The organism is Streptococcus sp. M334, assembly GCF_000187745.1.
Lineage (GTDB): Bacteria > Bacillota > Bacilli > Lactobacillales > Streptococcaceae > Streptococcus.
This window is the reverse complement of sequence record NZ_GL732488.1, coordinates 237,183-257,523: the sequence shown is the minus strand read 5'-3', so window position 1 is coordinate 257,523 and position 20,341 is coordinate 237,183. Positions and strand designations below refer to the sequence as shown.

At 39.8% G+C, this 20,341-nt stretch carries 21 protein-coding genes, 2 pseudogenes and 1 riboswitch; of the genes and pseudogenes, 16 read left to right on the top strand and 7 right to left on the bottom strand.

What is annotated here, in order from left to right; all coding sequences use genetic code 11:
• Window positions 1–829 (bottom strand): annotated as a pseudogene (locus tag HMPREF0851_RS11275) (transposase); the annotation flags it as partial.
• A 232-nt stretch (window positions 830–1,061) separates the two neighbouring features.
• On the opposite strand from HMPREF0851_RS11275, the gene HMPREF0851_RS11270 reads away from it, so the two are divergent.
• From HMPREF0851_RS11270 to HMPREF0851_RS11250, 5 genes and pseudogenes are all read left to right on the top strand, one after another.
• Window positions 1,062–2,255 carry an O-antigen ligase family protein gene (locus tag HMPREF0851_RS11270; RefSeq protein ID WP_000835612.1) on the top strand — a complete coding sequence of 398 codons (1,194 nt, stop codon included), beginning with the start codon at window positions 1,062–1,064 and terminating at the stop codon, window positions 2,253–2,255.
• 147 nt (window positions 2,256–2,402) lie between these two features.
• Window positions 2,403–2,846, top strand: coding sequence for a MarR family winged helix-turn-helix transcriptional regulator (locus tag HMPREF0851_RS11265; protein ID WP_000872563.1), 444 nt, complete (start codon window positions 2,403–2,405; stop codon window positions 2,844–2,846).
• 31 nt (window positions 2,847–2,877) lie between these two features.
• Window positions 2,878–3,072, top strand: a pseudogene (locus HMPREF0851_RS11260) (polyketide cyclase); the annotation flags it as partial.
• A gap of 14 nt (window positions 3,073–3,086) precedes the next feature.
• On the top strand, window positions 3,087–3,815 hold the full coding sequence (locus HMPREF0851_RS11255) for an ABC transporter ATP-binding protein (RefSeq protein WP_000575239.1): 729 nt from the start codon (window positions 3,087–3,089) through the stop codon (window positions 3,813–3,815).
• Window positions 3,808–5,328, top strand: a complete 1,521-nt coding sequence (locus HMPREF0851_RS11250; RefSeq protein ID WP_000182989.1) for an ABC transporter permease/substrate-binding protein — start codon at window positions 3,808–3,810, stop codon at window positions 5,326–5,328. The genes HMPREF0851_RS11255 and HMPREF0851_RS11250 overlap by 8 nt, the downstream gene beginning before the upstream one ends.
• 137 nt (window positions 5,329–5,465) lie before the next feature.
• Here the strand turns inward: HMPREF0851_RS11250 and HMPREF0851_RS11245 are convergent, their stop codons facing one another.
• Window positions 5,466–6,002 carry a TetR/AcrR family transcriptional regulator gene (locus HMPREF0851_RS11245; RefSeq protein WP_000161118.1) on the bottom strand — a complete coding sequence of 179 codons (537 nt, stop codon included), beginning with the start codon at window positions 6,000–6,002 and terminating at the stop codon, window positions 5,466–5,468.
• A gap of 132 nt (window positions 6,003–6,134) precedes the next feature.
• On the opposite strand from HMPREF0851_RS11245, the gene HMPREF0851_RS11240 reads away from it, so the two are divergent.
• Complete coding sequence (locus HMPREF0851_RS11240) at window positions 6,135–6,992, top strand: cation diffusion facilitator family transporter (RefSeq protein ID WP_004242406.1); 858 nt, start codon at window positions 6,135–6,137, stop codon at window positions 6,990–6,992.
• Between the two features lie 61 nt (window positions 6,993–7,053).
• On the opposite strand, the gene galR is transcribed toward HMPREF0851_RS11240, so the two are convergent.
• On the bottom strand, window positions 7,054–8,058 hold the full coding sequence (gene galR / locus HMPREF0851_RS11235; RefSeq protein WP_000212510.1) for a DNA-binding transcriptional regulator GalR: 1,005 nt from the start codon (window positions 8,056–8,058) through the stop codon (window positions 7,054–7,056).
• A 164-nt stretch (window positions 8,059–8,222) separates the two neighbouring features.
• Here galR and HMPREF0851_RS11230 point away from each other — a divergent pair, with 164 nt between their 5' ends.
• The 7 genes from HMPREF0851_RS11230 to HMPREF0851_RS11200 all read left to right on the top strand — a co-directional run bounded on the left by HMPREF0851_RS11230 (window position 8,223) and on the right by HMPREF0851_RS11200 (window position 14,702).
• Window positions 8,223–9,401 (top strand): galactokinase, encoded by a 1,179-nt coding sequence (locus HMPREF0851_RS11230; RefSeq protein WP_000191975.1) that lies wholly within the window; start codon window positions 8,223–8,225, stop codon window positions 9,399–9,401.
• 18 nt (window positions 9,402–9,419) lie between these two features.
• Entirely contained in the window at window positions 9,420–10,901 is a 1,482-nt protein-coding gene (locus HMPREF0851_RS11225) for a UDP-glucose--hexose-1-phosphate uridylyltransferase (RefSeq protein ID WP_009014338.1), read from the top strand.
• Window positions 10,902–10,970: 69 nt separating this feature from the next.
• A complete protein-coding gene (locus tag HMPREF0851_RS11220; protein ID WP_000651224.1) occupies window positions 10,971–11,375 on the top strand; it encodes a PaaI family thioesterase in 405 nt (134 codons plus the stop codon).
• Between the two features lie 156 nt (window positions 11,376–11,531).
• Complete coding sequence (locus tag HMPREF0851_RS11215; RefSeq protein ID WP_000692844.1) at window positions 11,532–12,386, top strand: DNA adenine methylase; 855 nt, start codon at window positions 11,532–11,534, stop codon at window positions 12,384–12,386.
• A 25-nt stretch (window positions 12,387–12,411) separates the two neighbouring features.
• A complete protein-coding gene (locus tag HMPREF0851_RS11210; RefSeq protein ID WP_025169873.1) occupies window positions 12,412–13,167 on the top strand; it encodes a DNA-methyltransferase in 756 nt (251 codons plus the stop codon).
• A gap of 3 nt (window positions 13,168–13,170) precedes the next feature.
• Window positions 13,171–13,794 (top strand): hypothetical protein, encoded by a 624-nt coding sequence (locus tag HMPREF0851_RS11205; protein WP_000715241.1) that lies wholly within the window; start codon window positions 13,171–13,173, stop codon window positions 13,792–13,794.
• A 2-nt stretch (window positions 13,795–13,796) separates the two neighbouring features.
• Window positions 13,797–14,702 (top strand): type II restriction endonuclease, encoded by a 906-nt coding sequence (locus HMPREF0851_RS11200; RefSeq protein ID WP_001049914.1) that lies wholly within the window; start codon window positions 13,797–13,799, stop codon window positions 14,700–14,702.
• Window positions 14,703–14,748: 46 nt separating this feature from the next.
• Here HMPREF0851_RS11200 and HMPREF0851_RS11195 read toward each other — a convergent pair whose 3' ends face one another.
• The 4 genes from HMPREF0851_RS11195 to HMPREF0851_RS11180 all read right to left on the bottom strand — a co-directional run bounded on the left by HMPREF0851_RS11195 (window position 14,749) and on the right by HMPREF0851_RS11180 (window position 18,271).
• Entirely contained in the window at window positions 14,749–16,011 is a 1,263-nt protein-coding gene (locus tag HMPREF0851_RS11195) for a nucleobase:cation symporter-2 family protein (RefSeq protein WP_001194493.1), read from the bottom strand.
• The gene (locus HMPREF0851_RS11190; protein WP_000770396.1) at window positions 16,011–16,592 is read right to left on the bottom strand and encodes a xanthine phosphoribosyltransferase; all 582 of its coding nucleotides are present in this window, start codon (window positions 16,590–16,592) and stop codon (window positions 16,011–16,013) included. The genes HMPREF0851_RS11195 and HMPREF0851_RS11190 overlap by 1 nt, the downstream gene beginning before the upstream one ends.
• 124 nt (window positions 16,593–16,716) lie before the next feature.
• Window positions 16,717–16,812: riboswitch (purine riboswitch) on the bottom strand.
• A gap of 233 nt (window positions 16,813–17,045) precedes the next feature.
• Window positions 17,046–17,432, bottom strand: a complete 387-nt coding sequence (locus HMPREF0851_RS11185) for a bleomycin resistance protein (RefSeq protein ID WP_000386219.1) — start codon at window positions 17,430–17,432, stop codon at window positions 17,046–17,048.
• A gap of 11 nt (window positions 17,433–17,443) precedes the next feature.
• Window positions 17,444–18,271: an exodeoxyribonuclease III gene (locus tag HMPREF0851_RS11180; protein ID WP_000767441.1), complete on the bottom strand. Its 828-nt coding sequence runs from the start codon at window positions 18,269–18,271 to the stop codon at window positions 17,444–17,446.
• Between the two features lie 220 nt (window positions 18,272–18,491).
• On the opposite strand from HMPREF0851_RS11180, the gene HMPREF0851_RS11175 reads away from it, so the two are divergent.
• The 3 genes from HMPREF0851_RS11175 to HMPREF0851_RS11165 are packed head-to-tail and all read left to right on the top strand — an operon-like array spanning window position 18,492 to window position 20,284.
• Window positions 18,492–19,391, top strand: a complete 900-nt coding sequence (locus tag HMPREF0851_RS11175) for a CPBP family intramembrane glutamic endopeptidase (RefSeq protein WP_000066792.1) — start codon at window positions 18,492–18,494, stop codon at window positions 19,389–19,391.
• Window positions 19,375–19,662 carry an autorepressor SdpR family transcription factor gene (locus HMPREF0851_RS11170; RefSeq protein WP_000006515.1) on the top strand — a complete coding sequence of 96 codons (288 nt, stop codon included), beginning with the start codon at window positions 19,375–19,377 and terminating at the stop codon, window positions 19,660–19,662. The genes HMPREF0851_RS11175 and HMPREF0851_RS11170 overlap by 17 nt, the downstream gene beginning before the upstream one ends.
• Window positions 19,643–20,284: an SdpI family protein gene (locus tag HMPREF0851_RS11165; RefSeq protein WP_000694121.1), complete on the top strand. Its 642-nt coding sequence runs from the start codon at window positions 19,643–19,645 to the stop codon at window positions 20,282–20,284. Before HMPREF0851_RS11170 ends, HMPREF0851_RS11165 begins: the two co-directional genes overlap by 20 nt.
• Window positions 20,285–20,341 lie beyond the last annotated feature (57 nt).

Below are 20,341 nucleotides of genomic sequence, written 5' to 3'. Positions count from 1 at the left end.
CAAACTCTCCACCATTATCTGTGAGGATGACAGGAAAGAGTTGACAGAAATCTTTATCCGCTTGGTGAAGGGTGTTCTTGATATCATAGAGGTGTTTAGTAACCTCAAGGGCAGTTTTATTATCCAGAAGCCTAGCGAAGATAAAGTTACAGAAAGATAAATTGAAGGTGAGTAGGACTTTACCTCCCATCCTCCCTATAACGGTGTCCATTTCCAGCCAAGAATTCAGTTGGTTAAGGGATAAATAATTTTGGAAATCCTCATAGGAGCGGCCTTTTTTTGCTTCTTTAGGAATGGAAGGTAGCTTACTTTTCCGTCTTTCTTTGAATTTAACGGCTCTGGCTAGGTCAATCGGAGCGATAGATAGGTATCCTTTTCGGATATGTCGATAGACAGTTGAGGAGCTGACATCAAGGTTATGAGTTTTCAGAATATGATAGATGTGTTGTCCCTTTTTAACCCCATCAGAAATGACTTTGTCCATGTCCCAGAAAGTCTGAGAATTAAGAGGAGTTCCTTCACGGGCTTCGACAAGAGTTTGTTCGTATTGTTTTTGAGCTTGTTTAGCGAGATAGAAGATTTTCTGATAGCCACAGTTTTGTCTTCTTTTAGGTCATCCATTACAAACAAAGGGAGCTTTATCGAGTAGAGGGCAAGGAAGGTTATGGCATGTAGACTCTCGGACTTGTCTGTTTCGTTTGACTTCTTTGGAAACAGTAGTTGGGTCTTCTAGAATAAGTTGTCCGATAGCTTTGAAGGTTTCACCGCGCTCTAAGCCTAATTGAATATCATTACGGTCTGAAAGGGTAAGGTGTTTATGTTTTGTCATAGTGGACCTCATTTCTAACTCAAACGTCTCACACTTAATTTCACCATAAAAATCCGTTTTAGACTAATTTCCACTTCGGTTGGGCAAGTGGAAGTTACTTTGAGAAGTTACCCCTTGCTCCCTTTTTTACCTAGGAATCATTTCCTTTGTTTTCAAATTGCTAAAAAAGTGGTACAATAAAGGGTAGCTTACTATTATCTGAATCAGTTGATTTGGAGAGAAAGGATTCATTTTGAAATCAATAGGCTTTATTGAAAAGCTGAAAGGGTTGTCTAGTAAAGAACTGATTTTATTGGGAATTATCCTGAGTATCTTTTTACCCTTTTATCTTTTTGTAGTTGTATTCTGTTTATATATTATCAGTTTAATTTTCACAGGAGATATGAAAAGTATTCTTCAGAAAATGGGGGAGCATCCGATGCTACTTCTTTTTCTTGGCTATAGTACTATTATATCCATTTTTGCACAAAATTGGATGGGTCTTGTGGCTTCAGTAGGAATGTTTCTATTTACTGTTTTCTTTTTGCACTATCAGTCGATTTTATCACATAAATTCTTTCGATTGATTTTGCAGCTCGTCTTGTTTGGTAGCGTATTGTCAGCTGCGTTTGCGAGTTTAGAACATTTTCAAATTGTGAAGAAATTCAACTATGCTTTTCTTTCACCTAACATGCAGGTGTGGCATCAGAATCGTGCAGAAGTGACCTTCTTTAATCCTAATTATTATGGTATTATTTGTTGTTTCTGTATCATGATTGCCTTCTATCTGTTTACAACGACCAAGTTGAATTGGTTGAAAGTATTCTGTGTGATTGCAGGCTTTGTGAATCTCTTTGGTTTGAACTTTACTCAAAATCGAACTGCCTTTCCTGCTATTATCGCTGGAGCCATCATTTATCTCTTTACGACTATTAAAAACTGGAAGGCTTTTTGGCTTAGTATTGGGGTCTTCGCAATCGGCCTGAGTTTCCTCTTTTCCAGTGATTTAGGAGTTCGGATGGGGACTTTAGATTCTTCTATGGAAGAACGCATTTCTATCTGGGATGCTGGGATGGCTTTGTTTAAGCAAAATCCTTTTTGGGGTGAAGGGCCATTGACCTATATGCACTCTTATCCTCGGATACATGCTCCTTATCATGAACATGCTCACAGTCTTTATATTGATACGATTCTGAGTTACGGAATTGTGGGGACCATTTTATTAGTTTTGTCTTCTGTTGCTCCTGTTCGCTTGATGATGGATATGAGCCAGGAGTCGGGGAAACGTCCGATTATCGGTCTTTATCTGTCTTTCCTTACAGTGGTTGCTGTGCATGGAATCTTTGACTTGGCCCTCTTCTGGATTCAGTCAGGTTTCATTTTCTTGCTAGTTATGTGCAGTATTCCATTGGAGCATCGAACTTTGGTATCGGATATGACGGATTAAGTTTATAAGATTAAAAAATTCTTCTACCTTGGGTAGGAGATTTTTTTACTTGGAAAAATTATTTCTAAATCGAAATAGTTGACAGATGGAATGATGAGTGTTATAATCACTGTATCTATTTCGATATAGAAATAAATTGGAGGTTTCATGAAATATTGTCATTTGCTAGCCCATCATATTCGTTTGTTGAATGGGCGGATTTTTCAAAAGTTACTAAGACAAGACCCTGACTCTCTTTATCGGAGTGAACAGGGAAAGATTTTAGCGGTTTTATGGAATAGTGAAACTGGCTGCGCAACTGCGACAGACATTGCGCTTGCGACTGGGCTTGCTAACAATACGCTGACGACTATGATTAAAAAGCTAGAGGAACAAAATCTTGTAACGATTAGTCCATGTGGAAAAGATAAGAGGAAGAAGTATTTGGTTTTAACAGAGTTGGGGCTGGCCCAAAAAGAAGTGGGGTATCGAGTCAGTCAGAAATTGGATACGATCTTTTACAAAGGATTCTCAGAGGAAGAAATTCGGCAATTTGAAGCCTTTCAAGAAAGAATTTTGGCAAATCTGAAAGAGAAGGAAAATGAGGTGTAAGATAAATCAAATTAGCTGTTTATAAGCAAAGGTCACTTTTGACTTGATTTTCCAACTCTTAGGACAAGGAAACTATGTAGTTAGCTATGGTCAGACTCAGACTGATGGTGATACCTGTGCCCAGTACGATATCTTCCGTCTAGAAAACGGTAAAATTGTGGAGCATTGGGATAATAAGGAAGTTATGCCTAAGGTAGAAGAGTTGACCAATAGAGGGAAGTTTTAAATTGAGGATACAGAATGATTGAATACAAAAATGTAGCTTTACGTTACACAGAAAAAGATGTCTTGAGAGATGTCAATTTACGGATTGAGAATGGCGAGTTTATGGTTTTAGTTGGTCCATCTGGCTCAGGTAAGACAACCATGATTAAGATGGTCAACCGCCTCTTGGAGCCAACTGATGGAAATATTTATATGGATGGCAAGCGCATCAAAGATTATGATGAGCGTGAACTTCGTCTTTCTACTGGTTATGTTTTACAGGCTATTGCTCTATTTCCTAATCTAACGGTCGCGGAAAATATTTCCCTGATTCCTGAGATGAAGGGCTGGACTAAGGAAGAAATTGCTAATAAAACTGAAGAGCTTTTGGCTAAGGTTGGTTTACCAGTGGCTGAGTATGGACATCGACTTCCGAGTGAATTATCTGGTGGAGAACAGCAACGGGTCGGTATTGTTCGTGCTATGATTGGTCAGCCTAAGATTCTCCTCATGGATGAACCTTTTTCAGCCTTGGATGCTATTTCAAGAAAACAGTTGCAGGTTCTGACTAAAGAATTGCATAAAGAGTTTGGGATGACAACGATTTTTGTGACCCATGATACGGATGAGGCCTTGAAGTTGGCGGACCGTATTGCTGTTTTACAGGATGGGGAAATTCGCCAGGTAGCGAATCCCGAGACCATTTTAAAAGCGCCTGCAACAGACTTTGTAGCAGACTTGTTTGGAGGTAGTGTTCATGACTAATTTAATTGCAACTTTTCAGGATCGTTTTAGTGATTGGTTGACAGCTCTATCTCAACATTTGCAGTTGTCACTTTTGACCTTGTTACTAGCTATTTTGCTTGCGATTCCCTTGGCTGTTTATCTTCGCTATCATGAGAAGTTGGCGGATTGGGTCTTACAGATTGCAGGGATTTTCCAGACCATCCCGTCTCTGGCCTTATTGGGGCTCTTTATCCCTTTGATGGGAATCGGGACTTTGCCTGCATTGACAGCTCTAGTGATTTATGCGATTTTTCCGATTTTACAAAATACCATCACTGGGCTGAAGGGAATTGATCCGAGTCTGCAAGAGGCTGGGATTGCCTTTGGGATGACCAGATGGGAGCGTCTCAAGAAGTTTGAAATTCCACTTGCCATGCCTGTTATGATGTCTGGGATTCGGACGGCAGCGGTTTTAATTATCGGTACGGCAACCTTGGCGGCCTTGATTGGGGCAGGGGGACTAGGTTCCTTTATTCTTTTGGGAATTGACCGTAATAATGCCAGTCTGATTTTGATTGGTGCCCTTTCTTCAGCAGTGCTGGCTATTGCCTTTAACATCCTACTAAAAGTGATGGAAAAGGCAAAATTGCGGACGATTTTCTCAGGTTTTGCCTTGGTGACGGTATTGCTAGGTTTGTCTTATAGTCCAGCTCTTTTGGCTCAAAAAGAGAAAGAAAACTTGGTCATTGCTGGGAAATTGGGTCCAGAACCAGAAATTTTGGCCAATATGTATAAACTCCTCATTGAAGAAAATACCAGCATGACTGCGACTGTTAAACCGAATTTTGGGAAAACAAGTTTCCTCTATGAAGCTCTGAAAAAAGGCGATATTGATATTTATCCTGAATTTACTGGTACGGTGACTGAAAGTTTACTTCAGCCATCACCTAAAGTGAGTCATGAGCCAGAGCAGGTTTATCAGGTAGCGCGTGATGGCATTGCCAAACAGGATCATCTAGCCTATCTCAAACCCATGTCTTATCAAAATACCTACGCTGTAGCTGTTCCGAAAAAAATTGCTCAAGAATATGGCTTGAAGACCATTTCGGACTTGAAAAAAGTGGAAGGGCAGCTGAAGGCAGGTTTTACACTCGAATTTAATGACCGTGAAGATGGCAATAAGGGCTTGCAGTCAATGTATGGTCTCAATCTCAATGTGGCGACCATGGAGCCAGCTCTTCGCTATCAGGCAATTCAGTCAGGTGATATTCAAATCACGGACGCTTATTCAACCGATGCGGAATTGGCACGTTATGATTTACAGGTATTGGAAGATGACAAGCAACTCTTCCCACCTTATCAAGGGGCTCCACTAATGAAAGAAGTTCTTCTCAAGAAACATCCAGAGTTGGAAACAGTTCTCAATAAATTGGCTGGTAAAATTACTGAAAGCCAGATGAGCCAGCTTAACTATCAAGTCGGTGTTGAAGGCAAGTCAGCAGAACAAGTAGCCAAAGAGTTTCTACAAGAACAAGGTTTGTTGAAGAAATAGCTTGAAAATGCGAAACTCAACTTGCTTAAACGACTATAGAAAAGAATGCTCAGACAATGTCGTCTGGGCTTTTTTGATTGTTGAAAAGATAAAAACTCAGTAGCCTAGAAATAAGGCAACTGAGCTCTACTCTGTATTCAATTTTTAGGAATGAGAAGGTCTAGATAAAACTGGACAACTTCCTGGTATGTAAAGTCTTGTCCTTTTTTGAGCCACCAAGTCAATGTCTCGATAAAGTTGGACACGACCAAGTGTTGGAGGTAAGAAGTAGGCAGATTAGTGTGGGCTTCTTTTAAATCATCAGCCATCACGGAATAGACATGGTGTTCTAGCTCTTTATGGAGTTGACGGAGGAAGTAGTCATTTTTGGAAAATAGCAGACTGGTGATATGGTCTTGGTTTTTCTGAAAATGGAGAAAGAGGTGGGCGAGGTAGTCCTCAGTTGAAATGGGTTGCTCTCTTTCAAAGAGATGATGGAAGAGGTAGCGGCAAAGCTCGTCCAGAAGTAGTTCCTTACTCTCATAGTGACAGTAAAAGGTGGATCGTCCCACATCTGCGAGGTCAATGATATCCTGAACTGTAGTGGCTTCATAACCCTTATCGTTTAAAAGTTGTAGAAAAGCTTGATAGATGGCTTTTTTTGTTTTACTGATACGGCGGTCAATCTTAGTCATATGGACACTTGAGGCAAATTGTTCAGAACTGAATAAAGCTGACCTTTTGCTTCTATCCTTTCATTGAGTTTTAGTGGATAATGATAATGAACAAAATGTTCATAAATCTATTATAACAAAGGAATGAGAAAGATGAAGGCAAAATATACTGTTTGGATAGCTTTTTTCTTAAATTTAAGCTATGCTATTGTTGAGTTTATCGCAGGAGGAATATTTGGTTCGAGTGCCGTTCTCGCTGATTCTGTTCATGACTTGGGAGATGCTATAGCCATTGGCATATCAGCCCTTCTAGAAACAATCTCCAATCGTGAAGAAGATAGGCATTACACCTTGGGTTACAAGCGATTTAGTCTTTTAGGGGCCCTGGTGACTGCTGTGATTCTTATCACAGGATCCATCCTAGTGATTTTGGAAAATATAGCGAAAATCTTTCATCCACAATCGGTCAATGATGAGGGGATTTTCTGGTTAGGAATTATTGCGATTACTATCAATGTGCTAGCGAGTCTCGTCATTCGCAAAGGACAAACCAAGAACGAATCCATTCTCAGCCTGCACTTTCTGGAAGATACCTTGGGTTGGGTGGCTGTCATCCTGATGGCCATTGTTCTTCGATTTACCGATTGGTATATCTTGGATCCGCTCTTGTCTCTTGCTATTTCCTTCTTTATTCTGTCAAAAGCCCTTCCACGTTTTTGGAGCACGCTCAAGATATTCCTCGATGCAGTGCCAGAAGGAGTAGATATCCAGAAGATCAAGACGGATTTAGCAGAATTGGATCATGTCGCTAGTATCAATCAGCTTAATCTCTGGACTATGGATGGTTTGGAAAAAAATGCCATTGTCCATGTTTGTTTAAAAGAGATGGAGCATATGGAAACTTGTAAAGAATCTATTCGAATTTTCCTCAAAGATTGTGGCTTTCAAAATATTACCATTGAAGTTGATGTTGACCTAGAAAGTCACCAAGCACATAAGCGAAAGGTGTGAGTTGGAGCGGAATCATAGAGATTATAAGAGAAACAGCCTTGCTAGAGGTCGTTTTGTAATTCTAATCATTCCCTGTACTCTCTCTCAGAGTCAGTCTGGTACCCAGCATGGTCAGGCTAGGGATTTTGCGACCGTGGAGTACTTCTTTGTTAAGAATATCCATACCTGCTCGGCCCATTTCTTCGGTATAGACGGTGATGCTAGAGAGGGGAGGATAGACCTGCTTGGTCAGGCTAGTGTCGTTAAAGGAAATGAGGCTGACACGGTCTGGCAGGCTGATTCCAGCTTCTTGGAGTGCACGGAGGGCACCAATGGCTAAACTATCACTGGCAGCAAAAAAGGCTGGTGGGAGTTGGTCTCCTAAACTCTGAATGGCCTCTTTCATCAAGTCATAGCCAGACTGGGCGGTAAAGCTCCCTTGAAAGACCAGTTCATCATGATAGATTCCTTTTGTTTGACTGTAGTTCTTAAAATTTTCCAGACGCTTGTCCTGAATGATTTCTTCTTGGTCAGTTGTTTCCTCAAGGCCTGTTAGAATCCCGATACGGTTCATCCCTTGATTGAAGAAATAATCGACAACTTGTTTCATGGCAGTGTAAAAATCCGTGATAATACAGGTGTGTCCTAGTGAAAGAGTATCACTGTCTAGAAAGACAAGAGGCTTTTGGTATTCTTCAAAGGCAGAAATCTGAGCTCGGCTAAATTTTCCGATGCAGAGAATCCCAATTACTTCCTCGCTTAATGTAAAAGGATGGTCATTAAAATAGCGCAAGATATCGTAGTCCAGTTCTTGGGCTCTTTTTTCTATGCCTAAGCGAATCTGGTAGTAGTAGAGGTCGTCTAGCTCTCCTTGTTCGCTGACCCATTGGATAATGGCAATCTTTTGCTTGGGCTTGTGGGACTCGCCTGTCTTGAGGTGCTTGGTGTAGCCCAACTCTTCAGCAACGGTTAAAATACGGTGTCTGGTTTCTTCTGTAACAGATAGGCTCTGGTCGCGGTTGAGAACACGTGATACGGTCGCGATAGAGACAGAAGCTAGCTGTGCAATGTCTTTTAAGGTAGCCATAAACCCTCCTTCTTTTAAGTTAGTATATCATATTTTTCTGCTTTTTACTGATAGTTTAGTAAAAGTTTAGTAAAAAGGATTGACCTTGGGAAATCCCTTGGATACAATAGAAGAAAACGATTACACGTTAAGGTGACTTAACGGACAGTAAAAGGAGAAATCATATGACACAACATCTTACTGCTGAAACTCTTCGCAAAGACTTTCTTGCTGTTTTTGGTCAAGAAGCAGACCAAACTTTCTTTTCACCAGGTCGTATCAATTTGATTGGTGAACACACAGACTACAACGGTGGGCACGTTTTTCCAGCAGCCATTTCCTTAGGAACTTATGGGGCTGCTCGCAAGCGTGACGACCAAGTTTTGCGTTTCTACTCAGCTAACTTTGAGGACAAGGGTATCATCGAAGTGCCTCTCACTGATCTCAAGTTTGAAAAAGAGCACAACTGGACTAACTATCCAAAAGGGGTTCTTCATTTCTTGCAAGAAGCTGGGCACGTGATTGACAAAGGTTTTGATTTTTATGTTTATGGGAATATCCCAAATGGTGCTGGTTTGTCTTCATCAGCATCCCTTGAACTCTTGACAGGGGTCGTGGCAGAGCATCTCTTTGATTTAAAATTAGAGCGTCTCGATTTGGTTAAAATCGGAAAACAAACAGAAAATAACTTTATCGGAGTCAACTCTGGTATCATGGACCAGTTTGCTATCGGTATGGGGGCTGACCAACGTGCTATTTACTTAGATACTAACACTTTAGAGTATGACTTGGTGCCACTTGATTTGAAGGATAATGTTGTTGTTATCATGAACACTAACAAACGCCGTGAATTGGCGGACTCTAAATACAATGAACGCCGTGCTGAGTGTGAAAAAGCAGTGGAAGAATTGCAAGTAGCCTTAGATATTCAGACCTTGGGTGAATTGGACGAGTGGGCATTTGACCAATATAGCTATCTCATCAAAGATGAAAATCGTTTGAAACGTGCTCGTCATGCTGTGCTTGAAAACCAACGTACCCTCAAAGCTCAAGTAGCCCTTCAAGCAGGAGATTTGAAAACATTTGGTCGTTTGATGAATGCGTCACACGTTTCCCTAGAGCATGATTATGAAGTAACTGGTTTGGAATTGGATACTCTTGTTCATACAGCTTGGGCACAAGAAGGCGTTCTCGGTGCTCGTATGACAGGGGCAGGTTTTGGCGGATGTGCCATTGCTTTGGTGCAAAAAGATGCTGTTGATGCCTTTAAGGAAGCTGTTGGCAAACACTACGAGGAAGTCGTTGGATACGCTCCAAGTTTCTATATCGCTGAAGTTGCAGGTGGCACTCGCGTCCTTGACTAGTCAAAAGGAGGCTTTATGGTGACCTTAGTAGATAAATTTGTAACACATGTCATTTCTGAAAGTTCATTTGAGGAAATAGATCGAATCTACCTGACCAATCGTGTCTTAGCACGAGTGGGAGACGGTGTTTTAGAAGTTGAGACCGATCTAGATCAATTGATTGACCTCAAGGACCAGCTGGTTGAGGAAGCCGTTCAATTAGAGACGATTGAGGATAGTCAGACTGCGCGTGAAATCCTTGGTGCTGAATTGATGGACTTGGTGACCCCTTGTCCAAGTCAGGTCAATCGTGACTTCTGGGGAACCTATGCCCACTCTCCTGAGCAATCGATAGAGGAGTTTTACCAACTCAGTCAGAAAAATGACTACATCAAACTCAAGGCCATTGCTAAAAATATCGCTTATCGTGTTCCATCTGATTACGGTGAACTTGAAATTACCATCAACCTCTCTAAGCCTGAAAAGGATCCCAAAGAGATTGCTGCAGCCAAGTTGGTGCAAGCTAGCAATTATCCTCAGTGTCAGCTTTGTCTAGAGAATGAGGGCTACCATGGTCGAGTCAACCACCCAGCTCGCAGCAATCACCGTATTATCCGTTTTGAAATGGCTGCTCAGGAGTGGGGTTTCCAGTATTCGCCCTATGCTTATTTTAATGAGCATTGTATTTTCTTAGATGGCCAGCATCATCCCATGGTCATTAGTCGTCAGAGTTTTGAGCGTCTGCTGGCTATCGTAGAGCAGTTTCCAGGCTATTTTGCGGGCTCTAATGCCGACCTGCCGATTGTGGGAGGCTCTATTCTAACTCATGATCATTATCAGGGAGGCCGTCATGTCTTTCCTATGGAATTGGCTCCCTTGCAAAAGACCTTCCAATTTGCTGGTTTTGAGCAGGTCAGGGCTGGGATTGTCAAGTGGCCTATGTCTGTTCTACGTTTGACTTCGGATTTCAAAGAAGATTTGATCAACTTAGCTGACAAGATTTTGCAGGAATGGCGTAAGTATTCAGATTCTGCAGTACAGATTTTGGCGGAGACAGACGGGACACCACATCACACCATCACCCCAATTGCCCGTAAACGCGATGGCCAGTTTGAGTTGGACTTAGTCTTGCGGGACAATCAGACTTCTGCAGAACATCCTGATGGCATCTATCATCCCCACAAGGATGTCCAACATATCAAGAAGGAAAATATCGGCTTGATTGAGGTCATGGGCTTGGCAATCTTGCCACCACGTCTGAAAGAAGAAGTGGAGCAAGTCGCTAGCTATCTTGTAGGAGAAGCTGTTACAGTTGCCGATTATCATCAGGAATGGGCAGACCAACTTAGAGCCCAATATCCAGACATAACAGATAAAGAAAAAGCCCTTGAAATCGTCAAGGACTCTGTGGGTACTATTTTTGTGCGTGTACTTGAGGATGCAGGGGTTTACAAGCAGACAGAACAAGGACAGGCAGCCTTTATGCGCTTTGTGGAGCAGGTCGGGATTTTGGCAGGCTAGGAGCTTTCTCCTTGCACAGTCCTATAAAAAGTAGTATCATAGTGTCGTTTGAAATATCAGGAGGAAACGATGAAAGATTTTCATTTTGACGCTATATCTGCTTTTGAAAATTACGAAATTGAACAAATGAGAGATGGTCACGTTGTGGTGACGACCAAAGTAGTGGACTCGTCGCTCAACTACTATGGCAATGCCCATGGTGGCTATCTCTTTACCCTTTGTGACCAGATCAGTGGTTTGGTAGTCATCTCGCTAGGACTAGATGGAGTGACGCTCCAATCCTCTATCAACTACCTTAAAGCAGGAAAACTCGACGACGTGTTGACCATTAAAGGAGAATGCGTCCATCAAGGTCGCACAACCTGTGTGGTGGATGTGGATATTACCAATCAAGAGGGCAGAAATGTCTGCAAGGCAACCTTTACCATGTTTGTCACAGGCCAGCGGTCAGAAGAAAGACAGGTAAGGATATAAAGAGTAATTTAATAGAGTGAGGTGAATTTTGGAATTTATAAAATTTGCCTTACTCATTTTTTGATATTGATATGATTTAATTCTAAAATAGAAAATTTAGTAATGTGGTAGAAAATACAAGAGTTGTGTTTTAATTTCTATGGTATAATTAAAAGCATGAAGATAAAAGAAATAAAGGAAGTTACTTTACAACCGTTCACGAAATGGACAGGTGGTAAAAGACAATTATTGCCTGTTATTAGAGAATTAATGCCTAAAACCTATAACAGATATTTCGAACCTTTTGTTGGAGGTGGAGCTTTATTTTTTGATTTAGCTCCTAAAGATGCAGTTATTAATGATTTTAACGCTGAACTAATAAATTGCTATCAACAAATTAAGGACAATCCTCAAGAATTGATTGAAATATTGAAAGTTCATCAGGAATATAATTCAAAAGAATACTATTTAGATTTACGTTCTGCTGATCGTGATGAAAGAATAGATATGATGTCTGAAGTACAAAGGGCAGCACGTATTCTCTATATGTTGAGAGTAGACTTTAATGGTTTATATCGTGTGAATTCTAAGAATCAGTTTAATGTACCTTATGGTCGTTATAAAAATCCTAAAATTGTTGATGAGAATTTGGTATCTGCTATTTCAACTTATCTGAATAATAATCAAATAGAAATTAAAAAAGGAGATTTTGAAAAGGCTGTTTTGGATGTTCAACCAAGGGATTTTGTATATTTTGATCCCCCGTATATTCCATTGTCAGAGACAAGTGCCTTTACTTCCTACACTCATGAGGGGTTTTCATATGACGATCAAGTAAGATTAAGAGATACCTTTAAGAAATTGAGTGATGCAGGGGCTTATGTTATGTTGTCAAACTCCTCTAGTTTTTTGGTAGAGGAGTTGTATCGAGATTTTAATATCCATTATGTTGAGGCTACCCGAACTAATGGAGCAAAATCTTCGAGTCGAGGAAAAATTTCTGAAATTATAGTCACAAATTATGAAAAATAACGAATATAAGTATGGAGGTGTTTTAATGACAAAACCATACTATAATAAAGATAAAATGATTCTTGTTCATGCAGATACGTTTAAGTTATTATCGAAAATGAAACCAGAAAGCATGGACATGATCTTTGCTGATCCTCCATATTTTTTGAGTAACGGTGGTATATCAAATTCTGGGGGACAGGTTGTATCTGTAGATAAAGGTGACTGGGATAAGATTTCTTCCTTTGAGGAAAAGCACGAATTCAATCGTAAATGGATTCGTTTAGCAAAAGAAGTTTTGAAGCCTAATGGGACTATTTGGATTTCGGGGAGTTTACATAATATTTACTCAGTTGGAATGGCATTAGAGCAAGAAGGTTTTAAAATTCTAAATAACATTACTTGGCAGAAAACAAACCCTGCACCCAATTTATCTTGTCGTTATTTTACTCATTCTACTGAAACTATTTTATGGGCAAGAAAAAACGATAAAAAAGCTCGCCATTATTATAATTACGATTTGATGAAAGAGCTGAATGATGGTAAACAAATGAAAGATGTTTGGACAGGTGCTTTGACGAAAAAAGCTGAGAAATGGGCTGGCAAGCATCCAACACAAAAACCAGAATATTTATTGGAACGTATAATTTTAGCCTCTACTAAAGAGGGTGACTATATTCTAGATCCATTTGTTGGTAGTGGCACTACGGGTGTTGTTGCGAAGCGATTAGGTAGAAGATTTATAGGTATCGATGCTGAAAAAGAATATTTAAAAATTGCAAAGAAGAGATTGGAGGTATAGAGAATGAAAAAGGGTGGCATTGGAGGAGCGAACACTGCAACAGGATTAGCGTTTGAATTACAGACAGATTTTCCAACATTTTTATCCAAGCAAGCAGGTTATAGTATTGAAAATATTGACTATGATACAAAGAGACAGGGAAAGGGGAAAGAGACAAAAATTATCAAAGGAACGAAGTTACGTGCAAAACCTATGAGATGGAAAATCAAATTTTTAGAAAAAGAAGTTGGACAGATTTTCCAAAAAGATGGTTTATATCGTTATTTTGATGAAATTGATGATTTTGATTATACTAAAATCATATCCGCCAAATTATTACCTGACGAAGCAATCTTTGTTATTAGTAAGAATACTGTGTATATAATTGAGAAAAAAACACAGAGTGGAGGCGGTAGTGTAGATGAAAAGTTGCAAACATGTGATTTTAAATTAAAACAGTATAAGAAACTATTTTCACCTTTAAATAAGGAGGTTTGTTATTCTTATCTATTAGATACAGATTGGTTTAAGAATCCTCGGTATAAAGATGTCTTAGATTATATCATTAGTGTAGGCTGTAAATATTATTTTAATTATATTCCGTTAGATGCGATTGGCTTACCATTACCTAAACAAGAGGACAATTAATTATGAATTTAAAAAATTATTTAATAAAAACCCCACAAGAAAGGTTAATGATTTTCTTAGAATCATTATCAATTACCAACAGAACTCCTGAGTATTATGTAAATTGGGAGAAAGTTGATCGTGAGACAAAGAAGTATGAACTAGAGTTGAACACTTTAAACTACTTAATTGGTAAAGATGATATTTATATAGAAGCTCTTGACTTGTTCACTAAACAACCTAATTTGTTAAAAGCAATTCCTAGTCTGATTGCAAGTCGTGATAAAGTTTTAGATGTTTTAACAATAGATGAAAACGATAATATGTCTTTTGAACAATTGGATTTCAAAACAATAGACACTAGTAGAATAGATGATTACATGAAATTTATTGAGCAATCCGGTTTATTAAATTTTTTACAACAACATGCTAATCGTTCATTAGTTGATTATGTTTATGGAGTGGAGACTGGATTAGATAGCAATGCACGAAAAAATCGAAGTGGGACAACCATGGAGGGAATTTTAGAGAGACACGTAGCAAAAATTTCTCAGGAACAAAAATTGGATTGGAAAGCTCAAGCTACAGCCCAATATATTAAAGATAAGTGGGGGATTAAAGTACCTGTCGATAAGTCTGAAAGAAGATTTGATGTTGCAGTTTATTCCCGAGAAAAACATAAGGTTTGGCTGATTGAAACGAATTACTATGGTGGAGGAGGAAGTAAATTAAAAGCGGTGGCTGGAGAGTTTACTGAACTCAGTCAATTTGTTATTACATCAGATGACGATGTTGAATTTGTTTGGGTTACTGATGGTCAAGGATGGAGAACAGCACACTTACCTCTAGCAGAAGCATTTAGTCACATTACGAATGTATTTAATTTAGAGATGTTAAGAGAAGGATTTTTAGCTGATTTATTTTTATAATGATTGCTCATTAGCTACACAAAAAAGAGGCTCGCACCTCTTTTTCTTATTTCTTTTTATGATTTAATACGGCATTGAGGACAATAGCGAGTAGGCTAGCTACAACGATTCCGTTTGAGAAGAACATTTGGAAGGCTGTCGGCATGCTGACAAAGAGATTACTGTTGTTGAGTCCGACACCTGCAGCGATTGATACAGCTGCTATAAGGAAGTTGTGTTCATTGTTAGCAAAGTCAACACGAGCGAGGATTTGCATCCCTTGAATAGATACAAAACCAAACATCACCAGCATGGCACCACCGAGGACAGGGCTCGGAATGATTTGGGCAAGGGCACCAAATTTAGGAAGGAGTCCAAGGAGAACCAGGAAACCAGCTGCGTAGTAGATTGGCAGGCGAGTCTTGATACCTGATAATTTAACCAAACCAACGTTTTGTGAAAATCCTGTGTAAGGGAAGGTGTTAAAGATTCCTCCGAGAAGTACGGCCAAGCCTTCTGCGCGGTAACCGTTGCGCAGGCGCGTGCTGTCGATTGGATCTTTCGTGATATCAGACAAGGCCAGATAAACACCAGTAGACTCAACCATAGACACCGTTGCGATGATACACATCATGACAATAGATGAGATTTCAAAGGTTGGCATCCCAAAGTAGAGTGGAGTTGGGACATGGACAAGTGGTGCTGCTGCAACAGGAGAGAAGTCAACCAAGCCCATGCTAGCAGCAATGGTGGTTCCAACAACCAGACCAATCAAAATAGAGATAGACTTGATAAATCCTTTGGTAAAGATGTTAATCAAGAGGATAATCAGAACAGTGATAGCTGCAAGCAAGAGACTTTGACCAGTTGGTTCTGGAACGTTATTTCCCATATTTCCAATAGCGACAGGAATCAAGGTTAAACCAATCGTAGTAATAACAGATCCTGTTACGATAGATGGGAAGAGATTGGCTACTTTTGAGAAGATGCCTGAAACAAGAACCACGTAAATCCCTGATGCGATAAGGGCACCAAACATAGCACCACTACCATGGCTTTGCCCAATCATAATCAAGGGAGCGACCGACTGAAAGGCAACTCCGAGAACGACTGGGAGTCCAATCCCAAAGTATTTGTTGAGTTGGAGTTGGAGGAAGGTTGCCACCCCACACATGAAGATATCTGTAGAAATCAGGTAGGTCAGCTGCTCAGCTGAATAGCCAAGGGCTGTTGCAATCATGATGGGAACCAGGATGGATCCTGAGTACATGGCTAGTAAGTGCTGCAAGCCAAGAACGGCTGCTTGCGAGTGTTTTTCTTGAGTTTGCATTAGAGATCTGCCTCCTTAAATACGACCTGACCATTTTCAAAACGATCCAAACGAGCGAGTGATAGAACAGGGTAGCCTGCTTTTTCAAGCAAATCACGGCCATCTTGGAAGGATTTTTCAATCACAATACCGATAGCTTCGACTGTGGCACCGACCTGTTCGATGATTTGAATCAAGCCTTTGGCAGCTTGGCCGTTAGCAAGGAAATCGTCGATAATCAAGACCTTGTCCTCTGGTGAGAGGAATTTTCCAGCTATAGAAACGGTACTGGTCACTTGCTTGGTAAAGGAGTAGACTTCTGCAGTTAAGATACCTTCGTTCATAGTGATGTTCTTAGCTTTTTTAGCGAAAATCATGGGAACGTTTAAGGCTTCAGCTGTAAAAATGGCTGGGGCAATACCTGAGGCTTCAATGGTCACGACTTTGGTAATACCAGCAGCAGCAAATTTTTCCGCAAAAACCTTACCGATTTCTCGCATTAAGTTAAAGTCGACTTGGTGGGTTAAAAAGGAATCTACCTTGAGGATGTTGTCACCCAAGATATGCCCATCCTTGAGGATGCGCTCTTCTAATAATTTCATAAGACCTCCTAAAGTCTAAAAGCCAATCCATTTGCTTGTTTATAGTTTCTAGTATGTAATAGAAAAAGGACCTACTTAATCCCCTAAGTAAGTCCCCAAAATAGGCATGGCAAAAAAGACCATACCTCCAAGCTAACTTACTTATTGTTAGGTGTTCCGGCACCTTGTAGAAACGTCGTGCCAATTCACGACATAAACAAGTAAAACGATATTCAATTTTAAATAGGCTTAAGTCAATGTTTTTATTTTACACTAAATAACTTTAGAAATCAAATGTTTTGTTAGTATTTTGGTTTGAAAAACGAACAAATATAATAAAAATAGGCAAAAATTAACTTATTAGCTAACATTTAGAAGGTTTTTCCATCATAAAAGGGCATATTATTAGGTTTTTAAACACCTGACAATATGCCTCTTTCTAACTTTAAAGACTTTTTCCCAATCTTTATTATTCTACTCGCTAAATCTTAAAAAATAGCCATCTGGGTCTAGAACTGCAAATTCATAGGGATATATAAAGCTATCTCCTACTCGAAATTCTCTTTTTGTCAGGGGACGATGGATAGGATAGTCAGCTTCCAGCAGTTTTTGGTGGAGCTGAGGGACATCTTCAATGCCAAAGGAAATATTAACACCGCGCCCGAAAGGATAGGTCAGTTGGGCTAATTCTTCTGCGCTGCCTTCTTCTAGCATAAGTTGGCAGTCTTCAAGCGAGAGGAAGAGAAATTTCTCCTCTGGACGTTCGTATTCGACAGAGAATCCTAGCAGGTCGCAGTAGAAGTGGCGTGATTTTTCGATGTCAGATACTACAAATTCAGGAATGACAGCTTGATAGTCCATTCGTTTTCTCCTTAGAGTTCAATTTCCATGACAATGGGTGTGTGGTCTTGGCGCGCACCAGAGTCAATCATATCAGACTTGGTCACCTTGTCAGCGATGCGGTTACTTGTGAGCCAGTAGTCGATTCTCCAGCCTGTATTGTTGATTTTAGAAGTCTTGCTGCGTTGTGCCCACCAAGTGTAGCGTTCTGGAACATCGCCATGAATATGGCGGAAGGTGTCGGTAAATCCAGTTGCCAAAAGGTTGGTAAATCCAGCACGTTCCTCGTCGGTAAATCCAGGTGAACGGCGGTTGCTAGCAGGATTTGCAAGGTCAATCTCATTGTGGGCTACGTTGTAGTCTCCAGTTGCAAGGACTGGTTTTTCTTTGTCTAGTTGAGCCAAATACTCCGCATATTTGACATCCCAGACTTGGCGTTCTTCCAAGCGTTTGAGACCGTCGCCAGCGTTTGGAGTGTAAACTTGGGTCACGAAAAATTCATCAAATTCTAGTGTAATGATACGGCCTTCCAAGTCCATGGTAGAAGGGGCACCGATTTCTGGGAAAGTAACAGTGGGTGTGAGTTCTTTTTTATAAAGGAACATGGTTCCAGCATAGCCTTTGCGGGCAGGCTCTTGAGAAGAGCGCCACGTGTTTTCGTAGTCTGGAAAGAGTTCTTCTAAAATTTCCAAGTGTTTCTTTGTAGGACCCTTAGCAGAAAGCTTGGTTTCTTGGATAGCGATAATATCAGCATTTTCAGCAACCAAGGTTTGTAGGACTTCTTGGGACAATTTTGCACGAGCTGAGTCGCTAGTTAGGGCAGCATTGAGGGAATCAATATTCCATGAGATAAGTTTCATAAAGTTACCTTTTCCATTCAGATTATAGATTTTATTATACCAAAAAAAGCTCTATTTCCCCAACGTATGGTTTGAAAAATTACTCTTTAGACTTTATCCTGAGAAAATAAAAATTCCCCAAACTATTTAGAAAAAAATCTAAATAGTTATTGTATTTAGAATGGAAAGGTGTATAATGTTATTTAGAAAAACATCTAAATAGAAAGTGAAGTGTACAAATATGTCAAATAAGAGAACAATCCTTCTTTTTGTAGTCTTTTCTTATGGCCTTGCTTGGATAATATGGTTGGCACTATGGCTAGGTGGTGTTGGTCTAAATTCTCCATGGAGTCAGCTTGCTAGTATTGTAGCCATGTGGATGCCTGCGCTTGCAGTCTTTCTCTTAGGGAAAATCACGAATCAACCTAGTGGAATCAAATCTAAATTAGTCGTGAATCTCAAGAGCAACTGGCGCTTTTACTTACTAGCTATCTGCTTACCAGCAGTCATCAGTTTTTTAGGAGCGGGACTTTATTTTCTTGTATTCCCTAGCAATTTCAGCCTTGGTTTTGAATCTATTCAAGCTATTTTACAAGAAAAAGGAGTCCTTCAATCACCGATTCCCTTATCTTTCTTGGTCTTGATTCAAATCCTAGCTAGTTTGACCTACGCTCCTTTTCTTAATAGTTTCTTTGCATTGGGAGAGGAAATTGGTTGGCGTGGCTATCTTTACCCAGCTCTAAGAGGACGCTTTTCAAGAGTCCAGACTCATGTCTTGCTTGGTCTCATTTGGAGTCTTTGGCATCTACCAATCAATTTGCAAGGCTATAATTATGGTCTTACTTATTTTGCTTATCCCGTTTTGGGAGTTGTTGCTATGTTTCTATTTTGTTTTAGCGTAGGAATATTGTTGAGCTGGTTGTTGGAAAAGACAGGCTCTATCTGGGCTTCAGCCCTATTTCATGGGGCAATCAATGCAACTGCAGGTCTTGGTTTACTCTTCCAATTACCAGGAGAAAAAGTTTCAAGCCTCTTGATTTTAGGCCCATCACCGACCGGAATGCTATCAGTTCTACCTTGCTTAGTCCTAGCCCTACTAATATTACAAAGGGAAAGGAGTCATTATGAGTTTTGCAAATAGCTTTAAAGCCTTATCTCATCCAGTTAGGAGAGAGATTTTGAATTTACTCAAAACAGGTAGATTATCTGCAGGAGAAATTACCAGTTATTTCGAGTTGACAGGTGCAACGATTTCACACCATCTCACGATTTTGAAAGCAGCGGATTTGATTCATGAAATGAGAGAGAAAAACTTTATTTACTATGAGTTAAATACATCGGTTTTAGAGGATATAATGGTTTGGTTAGCAGATCTGAAAGGAGATCATTTTGATGAAGATAAAAATCAATAAGAAATTGGTATTATTTACGAGCATTCTCATCCTACTACCTTCCCTTGTAGGTTGTGTTTTCTGGAATCAATTACCAGAGGAGATACCCACTCATTTTAATCTACTGGGTCAAGCAGATGGCTACAATCATAAAATGTCTGCTATCTTTGGATTACCGACTCTCATGCTTTTGATGCATTGGTTGCTTCTATTTTTAATGATTAAGGATCCTAAATCTAGCAATATCAGTTCAAAAATACAACTTTTGATTTACTGGATTATTCCTTTTGTATCTTGTCTATTAATGATTTCTATCTTCGGAGAATCTTTGGGTTATTCTATGATGAGTGGGCTACTAGCTCAGATTTTTATGGGAGTCGTGATGATCGTAATTGGAAATTATCTACCAAAAACACATCGAAATTATATAATCGGTATTCGACTACCGTGGACCTTGGAGAATGATGAAAACTGGAGAAAAACGCATCGCCTAGCTGGAAAAATTTGGGTATTAGGAGGATTGTTATTGTTTCTAAATTCCTTTGTGCAACTATATGTTTACTGGGTATTCTTCTTGACACTTTTCTTTGTAGTGATAATTCCTAGTGTCTATTCTTATCAATTATCAAAATCAGAATCTTGAAGTAGCTACTGGAGTCATTAGTTTGAGAAGTTGGTCTGATATGTCTATTTCCCCAAC

What these genes read in the sequence shown, in the direction of transcription:
- HMPREF0851_RS11265 (WP_000872563.1), top strand. Translation starts at nt 2,403, where the DNA reads ATGAAATATTGTCATTTGCTAGCCCATCATATTCGTTTGTTGAATGGG.
- HMPREF0851_RS11255 (WP_000575239.1), top strand. Translation starts at nt 3,087, where the DNA reads ATGATTGAATACAAAAATGTAGCTTTACGTTACACAGAAAAAGATGTC.
- HMPREF0851_RS11250 (WP_000182989.1), top strand. Translation starts at nt 3,808, where the DNA reads ATGACTAATTTAATTGCAACTTTTCAGGATCGTTTTAGTGATTGGTTG.
- HMPREF0851_RS11245 (WP_000161118.1), bottom strand. Translation starts at nt 6,002, where the DNA reads ATGACTAAGATTGACCGCCGTATCAGTAAAACAAAAAAAGCCATCTAT.
- HMPREF0851_RS11240 (WP_004242406.1), top strand. Translation starts at nt 6,135, where the DNA reads ATGAAGGCAAAATATACTGTTTGGATAGCTTTTTTCTTAAATTTAAGC.
- galR (WP_000212510.1), bottom strand. Translation starts at nt 8,058, where the DNA reads ATGGCTACCTTAAAAGACATTGCACAGCTAGCTTCTGTCTCTATCGCG.
- HMPREF0851_RS11230 (WP_000191975.1), top strand. Translation starts at nt 8,223, where the DNA reads ATGACACAACATCTTACTGCTGAAACTCTTCGCAAAGACTTTCTTGCT.
- HMPREF0851_RS11220 (WP_000651224.1), top strand. Translation starts at nt 10,971, where the DNA reads ATGAAAGATTTTCATTTTGACGCTATATCTGCTTTTGAAAATTACGAA.
- HMPREF0851_RS11215 (WP_000692844.1), top strand. Translation starts at nt 11,532, where the DNA reads ATGAAGATAAAAGAAATAAAGGAAGTTACTTTACAACCGTTCACGAAA.
- HMPREF0851_RS11210 (WP_025169873.1), top strand. Translation starts at nt 12,412, where the DNA reads ATGACAAAACCATACTATAATAAAGATAAAATGATTCTTGTTCATGCA.
- HMPREF0851_RS11205 (WP_000715241.1), top strand. Translation starts at nt 13,171, where the DNA reads ATGAAAAAGGGTGGCATTGGAGGAGCGAACACTGCAACAGGATTAGCG.
- HMPREF0851_RS11200 (WP_001049914.1), top strand. Translation starts at nt 13,797, where the DNA reads ATGAATTTAAAAAATTATTTAATAAAAACCCCACAAGAAAGGTTAATG.
- HMPREF0851_RS11195 (WP_001194493.1), bottom strand. Translation starts at nt 16,011, where the DNA reads ATGCAAACTCAAGAAAAACACTCGCAAGCAGCCGTTCTTGGCTTGCAG.
- HMPREF0851_RS11190 (WP_000770396.1), bottom strand. Translation starts at nt 16,592, where the DNA reads ATGAAATTATTAGAAGAGCGCATCCTCAAGGATGGGCATATCTTGGGT.
- HMPREF0851_RS11185 (WP_000386219.1), bottom strand. Translation starts at nt 17,432, where the DNA reads ATGGACTATCAAGCTGTCATTCCTGAATTTGTAGTATCTGACATCGAA.
- HMPREF0851_RS11180 (WP_000767441.1), bottom strand. Translation starts at nt 18,271, where the DNA reads ATGAAACTTATCTCATGGAATATTGATTCCCTCAATGCTGCCCTAACT.
- HMPREF0851_RS11175 (WP_000066792.1), top strand. Translation starts at nt 18,492, where the DNA reads ATGTCAAATAAGAGAACAATCCTTCTTTTTGTAGTCTTTTCTTATGGC.
- HMPREF0851_RS11170 (WP_000006515.1), top strand. Translation starts at nt 19,375, where the DNA reads ATGAGTTTTGCAAATAGCTTTAAAGCCTTATCTCATCCAGTTAGGAGA.
- HMPREF0851_RS11165 (WP_000694121.1), top strand. Translation starts at nt 19,643, where the DNA reads ATGAAGATAAAAATCAATAAGAAATTGGTATTATTTACGAGCATTCTC.